General features: G+C 63.3%; 16 protein-coding genes. 9 read left to right on the top strand and 7 right to left on the bottom strand.

Features of this window, described 5'->3' with window-relative positions:
• Nucleotides 1-198: 198 nt before the first annotated feature.
• Together IEV58_RS08640 and IEV58_RS08635 are read left to right on the top strand one after the other, a co-directional pair.
• Nucleotides 199-1,425 carry a lytic murein transglycosylase gene (locus tag IEV58_RS08640; protein WP_308791057.1) on the top strand — a complete coding sequence of 409 codons (1,227 nt, stop codon included), beginning with the start codon at nucleotides 199-201 and terminating at the stop codon, nucleotides 1,423-1,425.
• A 67-nt stretch (nucleotides 1,426-1,492) separates the two neighbouring features.
• A complete protein-coding gene (locus tag IEV58_RS08635; RefSeq protein ID WP_188409341.1) occupies nucleotides 1,493-3,010 on the top strand; it encodes a class I SAM-dependent methyltransferase in 1,518 nt (505 codons plus the stop codon).
• A 6-nt stretch (nucleotides 3,011-3,016) separates the two neighbouring features.
• Here the strand turns inward: IEV58_RS08635 and uvrB are convergent, their stop codons facing one another.
• Together uvrB and IEV58_RS08625 are read right to left on the bottom strand one after the other, a co-directional pair.
• Nucleotides 3,017-5,659 carry an excinuclease ABC subunit UvrB gene (gene uvrB / locus IEV58_RS08630; RefSeq protein WP_188409340.1) on the bottom strand — a complete coding sequence of 881 codons (2,643 nt, stop codon included), beginning with the start codon at nucleotides 5,657-5,659 and terminating at the stop codon, nucleotides 3,017-3,019.
• A 68-nt stretch (nucleotides 5,660-5,727) separates the two neighbouring features.
• Nucleotides 5,728-6,150: a lysozyme inhibitor LprI family protein gene (locus IEV58_RS08625; protein ID WP_188409339.1), complete on the bottom strand. Its 423-nt coding sequence runs from the start codon at nucleotides 6,148-6,150 to the stop codon at nucleotides 5,728-5,730.
• A gap of 117 nt (nucleotides 6,151-6,267) precedes the next feature.
• On the opposite strand from IEV58_RS08625, the gene IEV58_RS08620 reads away from it, so the two are divergent.
• Nucleotides 6,268-7,692: an APC family permease gene (locus IEV58_RS08620; protein ID WP_229729297.1), complete on the top strand. Its 1,425-nt coding sequence runs from the start codon at nucleotides 6,268-6,270 to the stop codon at nucleotides 7,690-7,692.
• Nucleotides 7,693-7,758: 66 nt separating this feature from the next.
• Here IEV58_RS08620 and IEV58_RS08615 read toward each other — a convergent pair whose 3' ends face one another.
• Nucleotides 7,759-8,319, bottom strand: coding sequence for a hypothetical protein (locus IEV58_RS08615; protein ID WP_188409338.1), 561 nt, complete (start codon nucleotides 8,317-8,319; stop codon nucleotides 7,759-7,761).
• A gap of 142 nt (nucleotides 8,320-8,461) precedes the next feature.
• Here IEV58_RS08615 and IEV58_RS08610 point away from each other — a divergent pair, with 142 nt between their 5' ends.
• Together IEV58_RS08610 and IEV58_RS08605 are read left to right on the top strand one after the other, a co-directional pair.
• Nucleotides 8,462-8,878, top strand: a complete 417-nt coding sequence (locus IEV58_RS08610) for a hypothetical protein (protein WP_188409337.1) — start codon at nucleotides 8,462-8,464, stop codon at nucleotides 8,876-8,878.
• Entirely contained in the window at nucleotides 8,875-9,513 is a 639-nt protein-coding gene (locus IEV58_RS08605; protein ID WP_229729296.1) for a ribonuclease T2 family protein, read from the top strand. Before IEV58_RS08610 ends, IEV58_RS08605 begins: the two co-directional genes overlap by 4 nt.
• Before the next feature lie 11 nt (nucleotides 9,514-9,524).
• Here the strand turns inward: IEV58_RS08605 and IEV58_RS08600 are convergent, their stop codons facing one another.
• A complete protein-coding gene (locus IEV58_RS08600) occupies nucleotides 9,525-9,752 on the bottom strand; it encodes a hypothetical protein (RefSeq protein ID WP_188409336.1) in 228 nt (75 codons plus the stop codon).
• A gap of 91 nt (nucleotides 9,753-9,843) precedes the next feature.
• Here IEV58_RS08600 and IEV58_RS08595 point away from each other — a divergent pair, with 91 nt between their 5' ends.
• Nucleotides 9,844-10,695 (top strand): 23S rRNA (adenine(2030)-N(6))-methyltransferase RlmJ, encoded by an 852-nt coding sequence (locus tag IEV58_RS08595; RefSeq protein WP_188409335.1) that lies wholly within the window; start codon nucleotides 9,844-9,846, stop codon nucleotides 10,693-10,695.
• 37 nt (nucleotides 10,696-10,732) lie between these two features.
• Here IEV58_RS08595 and IEV58_RS18465 read toward each other — a convergent pair whose 3' ends face one another.
• Entirely contained in the window at nucleotides 10,733-11,089 is a 357-nt protein-coding gene (locus IEV58_RS18465; RefSeq protein WP_443092847.1) for a hypothetical protein, read from the bottom strand.
• 13 nt (nucleotides 11,090-11,102) lie between these two features.
• Here IEV58_RS18465 and IEV58_RS08585 point away from each other — a divergent pair, with 13 nt between their 5' ends.
• Nucleotides 11,103-11,711 (top strand): glutathione S-transferase family protein, encoded by a 609-nt coding sequence (locus IEV58_RS08585; RefSeq protein WP_188409333.1) that lies wholly within the window; start codon nucleotides 11,103-11,105, stop codon nucleotides 11,709-11,711.
• A 69-nt stretch (nucleotides 11,712-11,780) separates the two neighbouring features.
• On the opposite strand, the gene IEV58_RS08580 is transcribed toward IEV58_RS08585, so the two are convergent.
• The gene (locus IEV58_RS08580; protein ID WP_188409332.1) at nucleotides 11,781-12,395 is read right to left on the bottom strand and encodes an outer membrane protein; all 615 of its coding nucleotides are present in this window, start codon (nucleotides 12,393-12,395) and stop codon (nucleotides 11,781-11,783) included.
• Between the two features lie 217 nt (nucleotides 12,396-12,612).
• A complete protein-coding gene (locus IEV58_RS08575) occupies nucleotides 12,613-13,269 on the bottom strand; it encodes an outer membrane protein (protein WP_188409331.1) in 657 nt (218 codons plus the stop codon).
• 316 nt (nucleotides 13,270-13,585) lie between these two features.
• Between IEV58_RS08575 and IEV58_RS08570 the strand changes: the two genes are divergently transcribed.
• Together IEV58_RS08570 and uvrC are read left to right on the top strand one after the other, a co-directional pair.
• Nucleotides 13,586-14,353 carry a glycosyltransferase family 2 protein gene (locus IEV58_RS08570; RefSeq protein WP_229729295.1) on the top strand — a complete coding sequence of 256 codons (768 nt, stop codon included), beginning with the start codon at nucleotides 13,586-13,588 and terminating at the stop codon, nucleotides 14,351-14,353.
• Between the two features lie 104 nt (nucleotides 14,354-14,457).
• On the top strand, nucleotides 14,458-16,392 hold the full coding sequence (gene uvrC / locus IEV58_RS08565) for an excinuclease ABC subunit UvrC (RefSeq protein WP_188409330.1): 1,935 nt from the start codon (nucleotides 14,458-14,460) through the stop codon (nucleotides 16,390-16,392).
• Nucleotides 16,393-16,394 lie beyond the last annotated feature (2 nt).

The raw sequence follows: 16,394 nt of genomic DNA, 5'->3' as shown, positions 1-16,394 counted from the left end.
ACATCGGCATCCTCTCGAAGATCCGGGAACGACTGGCCGCAATGAGAATCGAAGGGCCAGTATTGAAGGAGAATGTCTCATGACCGAGCGGTTTGAAGATAAGATTGCAACAGGCATCAATCGGAGCGGCCTGAATAACCACCGCCGCATTTTGCGGTTAGGGTTTCGTTCAATGATTCTCATCCGGGACGGGACATCGTGCGCTTCCTGATCTGCCTTTTTGCTTTCCTGGCGCTGATCGCGACCCCTGCCCTTGCGCAGAACGCCTACCGTCAGGGCGTCGAAGCCCAGTTCCATCAATGGCTCGAGCGCACCGCCTGGCCGGATGCGCAACGCCAGGGCATCACCCGCGCCACCTTCCAGCGGCTGACCTCGGGGCTCGCCCTCAACTGGGACCTGCCCGACCTCGCACCTCCGGGCGCGCCCAAGCGCCCGCCGGAACGCCAACACCAGGCGGAGTTCTCCAGCCCCGGCCGCTATTTCTCCGAAAAGCAGCTCGCCAACCTCACCGCCATCGGCCGCCGCCTCGCCAAGGAGCACGGCCGGGCGTTAAATGCCATCGAGCGGCAATACGGCGTGCCGCGCGGCATTCTTCTCGCCATCTGGGGCCGGGAGTCCGCCTTCGGCCGCGCCAAGATCCCTCACGACGGGCTGCGGGTGCTGGCCACCAAGGCCTTCATGAGCACGCGCACCGCCATGTTCTATCCCGAATTCATCGCCGCGCTCCGCATTCTGCAGGAGGGTCACGCGCCTTCCGGCGTGCTCTACAGCTCCTGGGCAGGAGCCTTGGGCCAGCCGCAGTTCCTGCCGACCAAGTTCCTGGCCTATGCCGTGGACTTCGATGGCGACGGGCACCGCAACATCTGGACCTCCGCGCCCGACACCCTCGCCTCCATTGCCAACTACCTGCGCCAGCACGGCTGGCAGCCGGGCCGTGCCTGGGGCGCGGAGGTGCGGCTGCCGCAGGCGCTGTCCTGCACGCTGGAAGGGCCGGAACAGGGCCGCCCGCTGGAGGTCTGGGGCCAGGCGGGCATATCGGGCTCCATCGAACGGCTCGGCCGAGGCTCCGCCTTTTTGATGATGCCGGCCGGGCGGCACGGACCCGCCTTCCTGGTTTCCGACAATTTCTATGTGCTGAAGCGCTACAATGAGAGCGATCTCTACGCCCTCTTCATCGGCCACCTCGGTGACCGCATCGAAGGCCGCGGCCAGCCCTTCTCGACCTCGTGGAAAGCGCCGGACGGCTTCTCGCGCGGCGATGTGCGCGCCATGCAGCAGCGGCTGGTCAAGCAGGGCCACGACGTCGGCGGCGCCGACGGTCTCGCCGGCTTCAAGACACGCATCGCCATCGGGCGCTGGCAGGAGGCGCAAGGCCGCGCCGCCACCTGCTTCCCCGACCGGGAGCTGACGCGGGCCATCCACTGATCGTCAGGATTAAATTCAACTTTGATGATTAGCCTGCCGGCGCCCAGCAAGGACGAAAGGACGCTCGATGCCTGCGTGGAACTCCGGCTACGTCACGGACACCGACTGCACCTATGGCTTCTACCGTGACCTCGCGCCCTCCGCGCTGACTTTCGCGAACTTCCTGGCCGGCAACAAAGGCCCCGACGTCAATGCGCCGCTGACCTATTGCGAGCTCGGCTGCGGCCAGGGCTTTTCCACCAACCTCCTCGCGGCCGCCAACCCGCACATCGAGTTTTACGCCACTGATTTCCTGCCCGAGCACATCGTCAACGCGCAGGATCTTGCGCGCGATGCCGGCCTCAGGAACGTGCATTTCTACGATCAGGGCTTTGCGGACTTCATCGACGAGCCTGAACTGCCGCAGTTCGACATCATCGCGCTGCACGGGATCTATTCCTGGGTGGATGCCGAGGCCAGGCGTGACGTCGTCAGGTTCATCCAGAAGAAGCTGAAGCTGGGCGGGCTCGTCTTCGTCTCCTACAACTGCCTGCCGGGCCTTGCCTCGGAAACGCCGGTGCAGCGCCTCCTCACCATGGCGCAGGACCACGGCACCACCAGCCAGCGGATCGCGGCGGGTCTTGACCTGGTGCAGCGCCTGAAGGCCACGCGCACCGCCTTCTTCGTCATGAATCCGTCAGCCACCATCCGACTCGACGGCATGTCGAAATCGCCGCACACCATCGCCCATGAGTATTTCAACGCCACCTTCAAGAGCTGGTGGCACGCGGAGGTGGCGCACGATCTGGCGGAGGCGAAGCTGAGTTTCTCCGCCTCCTGCGCCCTCCTGCAGGAAGCCCACGGCATCTATCTGACGGACGAGCAGCGCCAGCTTCTGGCCGAGGCGCCGCACGATCAACGCCAGACGCTAATCGACTTCATGTACAACCGCATGTTCCGGCGCGATGTCTTTGTAAAGGGGTCAGTTTCCCTGCCCACCCTCACACGCGACGAGATGTGGAACCGCCAGCGCTTTGCTCTGCTGACACCCCGCTCACAGGTGCCGGCACTGTCCGTTCCAACCATCCGCGGCAAGGTGGAGCTCTCAAAGGAGATCTACGACCCGCTGCTGGACGCCTTCGCCGAGGGCCCGCGCACGCTGGGCTCCATCACCGATCCCCGCGTCACAGAGATGCCACGCGCCGCGCTGCGTGAGGCCATGCTGGTCTTGAACGGGCTGTTCCACCTCTGCCCCTGCCTTGACGAGGCCGGAGAAGAAAAGCGCCGCGCGACGACCCAGATGCTGAACTGGGCCGTGATCAAGCGCGCCGTGACGACGGATGAGCTCGATTTCCTCGCCTCCCCCGTCACTGGCAACGCCCATCCCGTCAACCACGTGCAGCAGCTCTTCCTGCTCTCCGGCAGCCGCGATGCCGATAAAGCCTCGGCCTTTGCCTGGGAGCACCTGCAACGCCTCGGCCGCCGCATGACGCGTGATGGCGTGGCGCTGGAGGCACCGGCCGACAACCTTGCCGAGCTCGCGGACATCTACCGCAGCTTCGAGGATCACGATCGACCGCTGCTGGAGCAACTGGGGATCGTGTGAGTCCTATTATTTCCGGCGCTTCGGAATAGGCCCCAGCAACGGCATATCCCTGTTGTGCGGGCCCATCTCATCCAGCGTCGGCTTGCGCACGCGGCTGCTGGGTTTCACCCGTTTTGCCTCGCGGCGCTCCGCCATCTCCGTCGGTGATATCTCCACCATATCGCCGTCGCCCTTCACCACGGCACCGTCGTCATAGACCTCCATGGCGGCCTCGCGCAGGCGCTTGAGTTCGTCGCGCAGGCGGGCGGCTTCCTCGAACTCCAGATCGGCTGCCGCCTTGCGCATGCGCGCTTCCAGATCGGCAACGGTGGCCTCGAAGTTGTGGCCGACGAGGGTGCCCTCCTCCACCAGCTTGGTGTCGACCCGGACGTGGTCGCGCTCGTAGACGGACTCCAGGATGTCCTTGATGTTGGCTTTCACGCTGGCCGGCGTGATGCCGTGCTCCTCGTTATAGGCGATCTGCTTCTCGCGGCGGCGCGAGGTCTCGGCCATGGCGCGTTCCATGGAGCCGGTGACATGGTCGGCATAGAGCACCACCTTGCCGTCGACGTTGCGTGCCGCGCGGCCGATGGTCTGGATCAGCGAGGTCTCCGACCGCAGGAAGCCTTCCTTGTCGGCATCGAGGATCGCCACCAGCGCGCATTCGGGGATATCGAGCCCCTCACGCAGGAGGTTGATGCCGACGAGCACGTCATAGGCGCCGAGCCTGAGATCACGGATGATCTCGATGCGCTCAAGCGTGTCGATGTCGGAATGCATGTAGCGCACCCGCACGCCGTTCTCGTGCAGATATTCCGTCAGGTCCTCGGCCATGCGCTTGGTCAGCACGGTGACGAGGCTGCGATAGCCCTTCTTGGCGACCTCCTTCACTTCGCCCAGCAGGTCGTCCACCTGCGCCTTGGCGGGGCGGATCTCCACCGGCGGGTCGATCAGGCCGGTGGGGCGGATCACCTGTTCGGTGAAGACACCGCCGGAACGCTCCATCTCCCAGCCGCCTGGTGTCGCCGAGACATAGACCGACATGGGACGCATGGCGTCCCACTCCTCGAAGCGAAGCGGCCGGTTGTCCATGCAGGATGGCAGGCGGAAGCCATATTCCGCCAGCGTCGCCTTGCGGCGGAAGTCGCCTTTGTACATGGCGCCGATCTGGGGAACGGTGACATGGCTCTCATCGATGAAGACGAGTGCATTGTCGGGCAGATATTCGAACAGCGTGGGGGGCGGCTCGCCCGGTTTGCGGCCGGTCAGCCAGCGCGAATAGTTCTCGATGCCGGCGCAGGAGCCCGTGGCCTCCATCATCTCCAGATCGAAGGTGGTGCGTTGCTCCAGCCGCTGCGCCTCCAACAGGCGGCCCATCTTGTGGAGCTCGTCGAGGCGGGCGCGCAGCTCCGCCTTGATGCCCTTGGTGGCCTGGTTGAGCGTCGGCTTCGGCGTCACGTAATGCGAGTTGGCGTAGATCTTGATCATGCCGAGTTGGCTGTGGGCCTTGCCCGTCAGCGGATCGAACTCATCGATGCGCTCGATCTCGTCGCCGAACAGGCCGATGCGCCAGGCGCGGTCGTCATAATGGGCGGGGAAGATCTCGATGGTGTCGCCGCGCACGCGGAAGCTGCCGCGGATGAAGTTCGTGTCGGAGCGCTTGTACTGGAGCGCCACCAGGTCGGCCATGAGTTGGCGCTGCTCGATGCGCTCGCCCACCGACAGCGAGAAGGTCATGGCCGTATAGGTCTCGACCGAACCGATACCGTAGATGCAGGAGACCGAGGCGACGATGATGACGTCGTCGCGCTCCAGCAGCGAGCGCGTGGCCGAATGGCGCATGCGGTCGATCTGCTCGTTGATGGAGCTTTCCTTCTCGATATAGGTGTCGGTGCGCGGGACGTAGGCTTCCGGCTGGTAATAGTCGTAGTAGCTGACGAAATATTCGACCGCGTTGTCGGGGAAGAAGGCCTTGTACTCGCCGTAGAGCTGCGCCGCGAGCGTCTTGTTGGGCGCCAGGATCAGCGCGGGCCGCTGCGTCTGGTGGATGACCTGCGCCACCGTATAGGTCTTGCCCGAACCGGTGACGCCCAGCAGCACCTGGTCGCGGTCGAACCGGCGCACGCCGTCCACCAGCTCGGCGATGGCCGTCGGCTGATCGCCGGCCGGCTCGAATTCCGAACTGAGCTTGAATTTGACGCCGCCTTCGGACTTTTCCGGCCGCGGCGGACGGTGCGGGGTCCAAGGCTTGCCCTGAAGCTCCTTGCGGCCATGCTGGATCAGATCCTCCAGCGCCTGCACGGTTGCCGAGACCGCGCTTGATGAACCCGACAGCGGCGGCATTGCGTTGCGTCCGACCTTTGGCTTGGCGCGCGGGTTGGGATAGGCGGCGGCCACATCGGCGGCGGTGGGCGCATCGGTGTTGGAGGCCGCGTCCCAGCGGCGCTCGCGCGGAGTCACACCGGGCTCGGCATTCTTCTTGGTGCGGCTGCTGGCGGTCTTTGCCTTCGACCTGGCCTGCTCGGCAGCCTCCTTGCCTCGCCCCAGCGCCTTCAGCAGTGACAGGTCGTCGGTGACATCCGCGATGTCGAGCGCTTTCGCACCATGATCGAAGCCGGCTTGCGGAGATTCCCCGAAGCCGGGCTGCGTGGAGGTTTTCTTTTTGGCCATGGCCCCAATATGGCGCCGGACATCTCGTTTGTGGAGAGGCCAAACAGCATTGAAAGGATGAAATACGATCAGTTTCCTGCCGAAACCGGGCAGCTCATGTCACCTTCCTCGCAGTTCAGGTAACGCTCGAAATCGGCTATGCGCTGCTGCGTCAGACCGTCCCGGCACATGGCGTTCGTCATCGGATAGACGCTGCCGCCCTCCACGGCGGACGATGCGAAGGAACATTCGGCATCGCGGAACGCAACCCAGGCCCGCTGCGCGGAAACCAGGCCCTTGGCCGCCTCTGCCTGCCCCTGCAGCCGCTGCCGGATCTGCTTGTAGAGATCATTCAGCTTGACGTCCGACGCCTTGAACGCGGCGGCCGCGCAGGCGTTCATGGAGGCCTGGTCGAGCGCTTTGGCACATTTGTCCTGGGCATGAGCGAAGCCCGGAAGCGAAACAACCAGCCAGACCAGCACCATGGAGCGCAGGATTGTAGAGGTACCCATCGGAAAAGCTCCTTATTCCGACTGACGGAAACGCCGCCCTGCATGGAACGACATTACGCAAAATAAGTTTCCACAATACGGGCAACTCGCCCGGTGCCATCAAAGGGGGGAACCTCGATGACAGCTGTCACGGGTACCGAAGTCAATCCTCAAGAACGAACCGACCAGCCAGCCCTGAAACAGGTCATGGGGCCATGGCTGCTGTTGCTTTTCATCGTGGGCGATATCTTGGGAACGGGCATCTACGCCCTCACCGGTCAGGTCGCCGGCCACGTCGGCGGCGCGGTCTGGCTGCCGTTTCTCGTGGCCTTCGCGGTCGCCTTGCTAACCGCCTTCAGCTACCTGGAACTGGTGACGAAATACCCTCGCGCCGCTGGCGCCGCGCTTTACACGCATAAGGCCTTCGGCATCCACTTCATCACCTTCATCGTGGCCTTCGCGGTCATGTGCTCGGGGATCACCTCGGCCTCCACGGCCTCGCGCGCCTTTGCCGCCAATCTTTCCTCCGCGCTCGGGCTGGGACTCGAGGATGGGATCGGCATCACGGTGGCGGGTCTCGCCTTCATGGCGCTGGTCGCGGCCATCAACTTGCGGGGTGTCGGCGAAAGCGTGAAGGCCAATGTGGTCCTCACCTGTGTGGAGCTGACGGGCCTGCTCATCATCATCGTGATCGGCCTTTGGGCCATCGGCGCCGGTCAGGGCGATGTATCCCGCATCACCCAGTTCAAGACTGATGAGAGCGGCAGTCTCGTCTGGCCCGTGATCGCGGCGACCACGCTTGCCTTCTTCGCCATGGTCGGCTTCGAGGACTCGGTCAACATGGCCGAGGAATGCAAGAACCCCAACCGGATCTTCCCGAAGGTGCTGCTGGGTGGCCTCGTCGTCACCGGCATCATCTATGTGCTGGTCTCGATCTCGGCGATCACCCTGGTGGAGCCGGCCGAGCTTGCCGAAGGCGAGACCCCGCTTCTCAAGGTGGTGCAGGCCGGAGCGCCGAATTTCCCCATCTGGATCTTCGGTTTCATCACCATGTTCGCCGTTGCAAACAGCGCGCTGATCAACATGCTGATGGCCAGCCGCCTCGTCTACGGCATGAGCCGTGAGCATGTCCTGCCGCCGATGCTGGGCAAGGTGCATCAGACCCGCCGCACGCCCTATATCGCGATTGGCTTCACCACGCTGCTGGCCTTCGCTCTCATTACCTTCGTCGGCGGGGTGCCGGCGCTCGGCGGCACCACCGCGCTGCTGCTGCTCTGCGTCTTCACGGTGGTCAATGTGGCGGTGCTGGTCCTGCGCAAGGACACGGTGGAGCACAGCCACTTCCGCACTCCCACGCTCATGCCGATCCTGGGAGCGCTGTCCTGCGCCTTCCTGGTGGGTCCATGGACCGGACGGGCCGTCGTCCAGTACCAGATCGCCGGCGTCCTGATCGCCATCGGCGTGGTGCTCTGGTTCGTCACCGTCCTGGTCAACAAGAAGACCGGGACGATGGTGAAGGACCCTGACATGGAGACCATGGGCGGCCGCGGTCCGATCAACTGATCCCATCGGCCAGAAACAAAAATGCCCGGCACTGCCGGGCATTTTCTCGGATACCGTTTTTTCTGATCAGGCCCGCTGCGCGATGGCGCGGGGTGCGAAGGCGGCGAGCACCAGACCCGCGATCACGTAAAGCGCCGCCCATTTCAGGTAAGGAGCGAAATAGACCGCGACGGCCGAGGCATAACCCATAGCGCCGTGGGTCTCTGCAAAGCCGCCGCCGAGATAATAGCCGAGGTTGGACAGCGCGAAAAAGCCGATGACGCCGGCCACCAGCGCGAGACCGACGCGGGCACCGCCGGCAAAGCCGCGATAGTTGGTCGATGCGACAGAACGCCCGGCGAGCCACAGCACGGCATAGGCCGGCGCCATGAAGGCATAGCCCCAGGTGAAACAGACGGCGGGCACGTTGGCGAGGCCGATGGCCGCCACATCGATCCCGAAGCCGAGCGCGAAGAAGGCCGCAAGCCAGCCGATGCCAAGACCGGAGACGCCGAGGAGGAAGAAAATCGCAACCGAAGCATCCGGCAGGACCGTCCCGATGCCGAAGTGATGGAAGCGGGTTGCGAGCATGGCGAGCGCCAGCAGCAGGGGAACGATGAAGCTGGTGCGGGCGGTATTGTCGGTCATGGCGAGATTCCTAGAAGACAGGCCGCACTTTTACCCGCTCCTCATCCAACCGCAAGAGCAACCTTGGGCGGGTTCCGCTTGACGGTAAGCCCTGTCCGCCCCATCGTCTCTCCAACATCACAGAACTCCTGGAGCCTGGCGCATGATGGTGTTCCGCCCCCTTGCCCTTGCCGCCCTCGCCTCAACCGTTCTCGCCGGTGTGGCCCAAGCCCATTGGTCCAACGCTCATCCGCAACGGCTGCCTGCCTGCGAGCAGGCGCTTGGCAAGGCGACCAGCCGCTTCAACACCAAGGAACGCATCTACTGGTGGCCGAGCCTCGCCATCGCCGCGGCGCGCGACATCCGCGAGATCGCGGTCAATCCCTGGGGCCCATACTATATCCCGCGCCGGTTCTGCACGGCGGTGGTGGCCACAAATGATGGGCTGGAGCGGCAGATGTACTATGTCGTCGAGGCAGGAACCGGGCTCGCCGGCATCGGCTATGGCGTCGAGGTCTGCGTCTCCGGCGTCGACCGCAATCTCGCCTACGCACCCAATTGCAAGATGACTCGTCCGTGAAGGCACTTGCCGTCATTTTACTGTGCCTGCTGCCGCTGAATGCCATGGCGCAGGAACGCCGGGGCGCGGCTGCGGGACGCTTTGATTTCTGGGTGCTGGCGCTCTCGTGGTCGCCAACATGGTGCGCCGAGCGCAGGGATCGGCGCGACGACGCCCAATGCGTCCGCCAACGCGGTTTTGTGGTGCATGGGCTCTGGCCGCAATATGCGCGCGGTTTCCCCAGCTATTGCGGAACGGATCCGACGGTGGTCTCGCGTGAGGCGATGCGGCCGGCACTCGGGTTGATGCCCTCCGAAGGGCTGGCGCGCTATCAGTGGCGCAAGCACGGCACCTGCTCCGGCCTCGGTCCGTCCGCCTATTTCAACACCATCGGCAAGGCCGCGCAGGCAATCCGCCTTCCTGCCGCCATGGCTGGCGGAGCTGAGCTTCCTCACCGGCTACGTCCTGACGCATTGGTGGCGAGTTTTGTGCAGGTCAATCCTGGCTTGCGCCGGGAGATGCTGGCGGTCGCCTGCGAAGGCGGTGCACTCACCGAGGTCAGGATATGCCTGTCGCGGACATTGCAGTTTCAGCCGTGCCCGCAGGTCGCCGCACGCACGTGCCGCCAACGCGAAATCAGTGTGCCGAAACCGTGAGATCTAAGGCGTCAGACGCCGGACAGTGCAACGGAGATCCGGTTCATATGCCGCTCCGCCAGCGCTGGATGCATATTGATCCCAAGGCTGGACAGCCTGTCGGAAACATCGTCAAAGGCGGCATTCACTTCGCCGTGGAACATGGCCAGCGGCAGATCAAGGACCTGCGGCCGCACGCTCTCGAAATGGGCGTGTCCCAAGGTGTAGGCGGAGAAGAGGAGCAGTCCGAGACGAATCATGTGAACCGTGGCGTGCTACGGCAGTTCTACAGACCAAGCTTCTAAACGGCCTTTAAGCGGATAGATCGCATTTGAATAAGATCCGGGCGAAATGAACTACAGACACGCCTTCCATGCCGGAAACTTTGCCGATGTTTTCAAGCATGCGATCTTTGCACGGTCGTTAACCTATCTTAACCAAAAGAACAACGCCTATAGGGTGATCGACACCCATGCCGGCGTCGGCATCTATGATCTTCGTCAGGACGAAGCCAGCCGGACCGAAGAGTGGCGCGAGGGCATCGGGCGCCTCTGGCAGCAGGCGCTGCCCGCTCCGCTGGTGGAATTCCTGAAGCCCTACCTCGATACGGTTGCCGCGCTTAATCCGTCAGGAGACCTCAGGCTTTATCCCGGGTCGCCCGAGCTTGCGCGCCGGCTGTCGCGTCCGCAGGACCGCCTGGCGCTGTGCGAACTGCACCCACAGGACAACATGGCCCTGCGGCGTGCCATGGGACGGGACCCGCGCGTGACCACGCTCGGGATCGATGGCTGGGTCGCCCTGAATGCCCAGGTGCCTCCGAAAGAGCGTCGGGGTCTCGTGCTGATCGACCCGCCGTTCGAAAAGCCGGGGGAATTCGACCGGCTGTCAGCCAGCATCCAGCAGGCCCATGCAAAATGGCCCACGGGGACCTACTGCGCCTGGTATCCCGGCAAACATCTCTCCGAAATCGAAAACTTCGCGCGGACCATGAGGCGCCTCGCCCTGCCCGCCACGCTGCGCATGGAGCTCTGGATCCGGGACCCACGCGACCAGCAGCGGCTGAACGGCAATGGCATCATCATGATCAACCCGCCATGGACATTGGCGCGGGACCTTGAACTCGTCCTCCCCGCCCTGGTCGAGCTTCTGGCCCAGGGTGAAGGTGCCTGCGGCGCGATCGAATGGATCGTTCCGCAAACGTAAGATTCGCAACCACTCTTGCCGCTTTTTTACAGCCGGGTTACCAATTTAGATGGTGGCGGCGTTTCAAGACGAGCGTTACTGCGAGAAAAGCAGGGGAAATACGGTGTCTCAAAGCGGTATCGTGAAATTCTTCAATAACGACAAAGGTTATGGCTTCATCCGTCCAGATGATGGAAGTCGCGACATTTTCGTTCACATCAGCGCGGTGCAACAGTCCGGGATGGGCAGCCTCGTCGAGGGTCAGCGCATCCTGTTCGACATCGAGCCGGATGCGAAGGGGAAAGGCCCCAAGGCCGTCAACCTGAGCGCCGGCTGACGCGGCCAGCGTCGGCCGTTTCTTCATCATCGCCTGCGGCCGGGTATCCCATCCGGCCGCCCATAGCCATTTGCCCATTGGAGAGTTTCACATGCTGACACTTCGCTCGTCGGCGGCATCGCCGTTTGGCCGGAAGGTAAAGATCGCACTCGAGCTTCTTGGCCTGAAGGACCAGGTTGAGGTAGTCACCGCAGACACGCAGAGCGAGACCGATACGCTCCGCCAGCAGAATCCCTTGGGCAAGATCCCCGCTCTCATCCTTGAAGACGGCAGTGCCCTCTATGACAGCCGCGTCATTATCGAATATCTCGACTGGAAAGCCGGCGGCGGCAAGATCATTCCCGCCGACCCGCAAAAGCGCTTCGAGGCGCTGCGTCTTCAGGCCCTTGCCGACGGCATGATGGATGCGGGCATCCTGCGCGTCTATGAGGGGCGCTTCCGCCAGCCGGAGAAGTTCGAGCCCAAATGGCTCAAGCATCAGGAAGGCAAGATGGAGCGCAGTCTCGACGTGCTGGAGGCATCGCCTCCGCCCGCCCCCGGCCCCCTTCCCCATGCCGGCTCCATTGCGCTGGCCTGTGCGCTCGGCTGGTTCGATTTCCGGTTCGATGGTGCGTGGCGGAAGGACCGGCCGAAGCTCGCTGCCTGGTACGAAGGCTTCCGCACGGCCGTGCCGGTCTTCGATCACTATGCGCCCAAGTGAGGCAATAAAAAAGCGATCAGGCGATGAGGCCTGATCGCTCCAAGGCACGTGGTGTCGTCGACGAGATCGTCAGAACTGATAGTTCAGGCCGACGCGCAGCGTATTGGTCGTCGGATCGAGTCGCTGATTGATATAGCCCTTCTCGTCGAAGCTGTTGTGCAGATAGTCGACCTTGGCCGAGAGCTGCTCCGTGATCGCCGCCTCGGCGCCAACGCCCAGGGACCAGCCGAGGTGGGAGTTGCTCTCCTCGGCGGCGCCGAATTCGTAGGTCGCGCGCGTCCAGGCAAAACCACCGGTGCCGAACAGCATGAAGCGGTCGAAGGCATAGCCGATACGGCCACGGCCGGTGGCGATCCAGTCGACGTTGAATTCATCGACAAGGCCGGAGTTGCCGATGCCGGACAAGCCGATATCGCCCTCAAAGCCAAACACCACGGGGCCCTGCTGCCAATTGATGCCGCCGGTCACGCCGCCGGCAAAGCCATCGATGTCGTTGATGTTTGAATCGCCCCAGCCGTAGCCGAGATTGGCGCCGACATAGGGGCCGGACCAGTTGAAGGTCTGCGGCGCGCCATAGCCCGATGAATAGGAATTGCTGGCGCCGTAAGGATCGGCGGCCTGCGCTGCGCCGGCCGTGAGGCCCAGGGCGACAAGCGCGACGATTGTGGGTTTAAAGCGGGTCATGGTCGAACTCCAATGCTACGCAACTCTGATAGGCCCCAATCCCGCGGAGCTGAGTTCGACTGTAGTTTTGTAACCTTTCGGAAATCATTAACGCGGCGTAACCAGAACCGCTAAAAGGAGAAATGGTAAAGGGCAGGTAAAGCTGCCTTTGTTCCCATTAAGACAAAAAAATACCCCGGCCGAAGCCGGGGTATCTTGGCAAGATCTGCTCTTAAAGTCAGAACTTGTAGTTCAGACCAACCTTGAAGGTGTGGGCATCAAGACCGGCTTCCGTCGCAACGGGAAGGCCGAGATTGTAGTCCTCGTCCTGAAGGTCGATGTAGGAGTACTCACCCTTGACGCTGATGTTGTCTGCGACAGCAACTTCAACGCCGGCGCCGACGGTCCAGCCGAGGTGCGTGTTGGACTCGCTGAAGCCAAAGACGGTGTCTTCGACTTCGACCTCACCGAGGGCGAGACCACCGGTGACGTAAGGCAGCACGCGGTCGAAGGCATAGCCGACGCGGACGCGGGCGGTACCGAGCCAGTTCAGCTGGGTATCGATACCGGCGACATCGTCACCTTCGATACCCGAGTACGAGGCTTCGAGTTCGACGCCGCCGACCCAGTTGCCCCACTGAGCGTTGTAGCCAGCCTGGAGACCACCGAGGAACCCGTCAGCGTCGGTCTCGAGGCCCGGGAGGTCGGTGTCGATGTCGCCCCAGCCATAGCCGGCATGCGCACCGAGGTAGACGCCGGACCAGTCGTAGACGGATGCGACGGGGGTATAGGCAGCGGGAGCCTGCTGCTGAACCGGAAGATCAGCGGCCATGGCAGCGGCCGGAAGCCCGAGGATTGCCGCGGCCGCGACAAGAATACGAGTGTGCTTCAGCATTGTAGAACCTCTTGTTACAAATGGAGCGCGGCCTAAAGAACCCAGGCCCCGCGCACCCCAAACTCCGCCACCGGAAGCCGATAGCAGTTGGTTAGCGTTCCTCAGGGTTGCGAAACTCGTTCCCCGATCCCCAACGAAACGTCACATGCAGAATGCCGTTCCAAATGTGCCGGTTTGTTGGCGAACCTGTTGCATTCCGGTCACAACGGGGGGAAACATCCCGGTGCCGCTGAAAAGCCGACCGAAACCCGCTAGCACCGGAATGAACGTTCCGAAATGAGGCCTCGACGTGCAACCTACCTCCCAAGATCAATCCTTGCCCATCTCGATTTTCCTGATCTGCTTCAATGAGGTGGACCGCATCGAAGCGGCAATTGCGGCGGTCAGGGGGCTGACTGACGACATTGTTGTGACCGACTCTGGATCGAGCGACGGGACCCGCGAGATGGCGGAGCGACTCGGCGCCAAGGTGTTTCTCAACACCCCCTTTCCCGGTTACGGACCGCAAAAGCGCTTTGCCGAGGATCGTTGCCGGCATGACTGGGTGCTGAACATCGACGCCGATGAGATCGTGCCATCGCGGCTGGCGGAGGAAATCCGCACACTCTTCCGGAACGGGGAACCAGCGGCGGACGCCTATCGCATTCCCATCGCCGAAATTTTCCCCGGCGAAGGGACCCCTCATCCCTGGGCCTATACTCTGAAGCCCGTTCGCCTTTATCGCCTGTCGCGGGGCCGTTATGTCGAGAGCACGGTGCATGACCGGGTGGCGCTCGAACCGGGTGCCCGGATTGGTGACCTGAAGACGGCGATGCATCACTTCTCTGTGCGCTCCCTCGGCGACCAGATCGCCAAGCTCAACGCCTATTCCGATATGCAGGCAGCCGATCTGGAAAAACGCGGCGTCTCGCTTCCGAGCTGGCGCATTTTCACCGAGTTTCCCCTGTCTTTCCTGAAGGCCTATGTGATCAGGCGTCATTTCGTGCGCGGCGTCTATGGCTTCATGACCGCCATGAACTATGCCTTCTCCCGCCATCTTCGGCTTGCCAAACACATCGAGCAGCGCCGGCTGGAGAAGCGCTGAACGGCAAGGTACCTATATTAGGTGCGACTCTTCCCCGGTTTGCCCCCATGGGAGCAACAGGGCGCGGGTCGCTCCTGCCAATGACCTTTTGGAATGCTTGAGCTTTGATCAGCGACGCCGACATCACCGAAACCGACAGCGACGTCGATCTCTCCTCCGCGCCGCCTGCCTTCGTGCGCGGGGTCGAGGTGATCCGCGGCCTCCTGCGCACGCTGCCCAATGGCCCAGGTGTCTACCGCATGATCGATGCCGCCGGCGAGGTGCTCTATGTCGGCAAGGCGCGCAGCCTGAAGAAGCGCGTCACCTCCTATGCCCGGGGCATCGGCCACACCAACCGCATCGGCCGCATGATCTCCGAGACATGCTCCATGGAGTTCGTGACGACGCGCACGGAGACCGAGGCGCTGCTCCTGGAAGCAAACCTCATCAAGCGGCTGCGCCCGCGCTTCAACGTGCTGATGCGGGATGACAAATCCTTCCCCTACATCGTGCTGCGCACCGATCACCCTGCCCCACAGATCGTCAAGCATCGCGGCGCCCGCAGCGTGAAGGGCGACTACTTCGGCCCCTTCGCTTCTGCCGGCGCCGTCAACCGCACGCTGACCGCGTTGCAGAAGGCCTTCCTGCTGCGCTCCTGCTCCGACAGCGTCTACGAAAGCCGGACGCGACCGTGCCTCCTGCACCAGATCAAGCGCTGCTCCGCCCCCTGCACCGGTGAGATCGCTCTGCCCGACTACGTCGAACTGGTCGACGAGGCGAAAGCCTTCCTGTCCGGGCGCAGCCAGGGCGTCAAACATCACATCGCCCAGGCCATGCAGGAGGCCTCCGAGAAGCTCGATTTTGAGAGCGCCGCGCGCTATCGCGATCGCCTTGCCGCGCTCTCCGCCGTGCAGTCGCACCAGGGCATCAATCCGCAGACCGTGGAGGAAGCCGACGTCTTCGCCATCCATCACGAAGGCGGGCAATGGGCCATCGAGGTCTTCTTTTTCCGCACCTATCAGAACTGGGGCAACCGCACCTATAACCCCCGGGCGGACCGGTCGCTCGAGCCGGCCGAGGTGCTTGATGCCTTCCTGGCCCAGTTCTACGACGACAAGCCGGTTCCACGCCTGATCCTTCTGTCGCATGAGATCGAGAGCCGCGATCTTCTGGCCGAAGCGCTGTGCCTGCGCGCCGGGCACAAGGTCGAGATTTCGGTGCCCCAGCGTGGCGAGAAGCGCGACCTCGTTAATCACGCCATGACCAACGCGCGGGAAACATTGGGCCGCCGTCTGGCGGAAACCTCCACCCAGAAGAAGCTGCTAGAGGGGCTTGCCCAGACCCTCGGCGTGGAAGGGCCCTTGCGGCGCGTGGAGATCTACGACAACAGCCACATCATGGGCACCAATGCGGTCGGCGGCATGATCGTCGCCGGTCAGGACGGCTTCGCCAAGGCCCATTACCGCACCTTCAACATCAAGTCGGAGGAACTTACCCCCGGCGACGACTTCGGCATGATGAAGGAGGTGCTGGGCCGGCGCTTCTCCCGCCTCGTCAAGGAGCACCCGCGCGAGAACGACCCTTCCGACGCCGATGCCATGCCCGCTTGGCCGGATCTCGTCATCATCGACGGCGGCGCCGGCCAGTTGAGGGTGGCGCGCGAGATCTTGGCGGAATTGGGGGTCGAAGACGTGCCGCTGATCGGCGTGGCCAAGGGTGTCGATCGCGAGGCGGGACGCGAGACCTTCCATATGGCCGGCCGCCAACCCTTCACCATGGAACCGCGCGATCCGGTGCTCTACTTCGTGCAGCGCCTGCGCGACGAGGCTCACCGCTTCGCCATCGGCACCCATCGCGCGCGGCGCAAGAAGGAACTGACGAAGAATCCGCTGGATGAAATCGCCGGCATCGGACCGACCCGCAAACGCGCGCTCCTAACGCATTTCGGCACGGCCAAGGCGGTGGCGCGCGCCGCGCTGTCGGACCTGGAGCGCGTGCCCGGCATCAACCGTCAGACAGCGCAGGTGGTCTATGATCACTTTCACGAGCGACGGGAGTGAAA

It is taken from the genome of Agaricicola taiwanensis, from assembly GCF_014635245.1.
Lineage (GTDB): Bacteria > Pseudomonadota > Alphaproteobacteria > Rhizobiales > Methylopilaceae > Agaricicola > Agaricicola taiwanensis.
The sequence above is the reverse complement of the archived record's forward strand: the minus strand, read 5'-3'. Positions and strand labels throughout refer to the sequence as shown.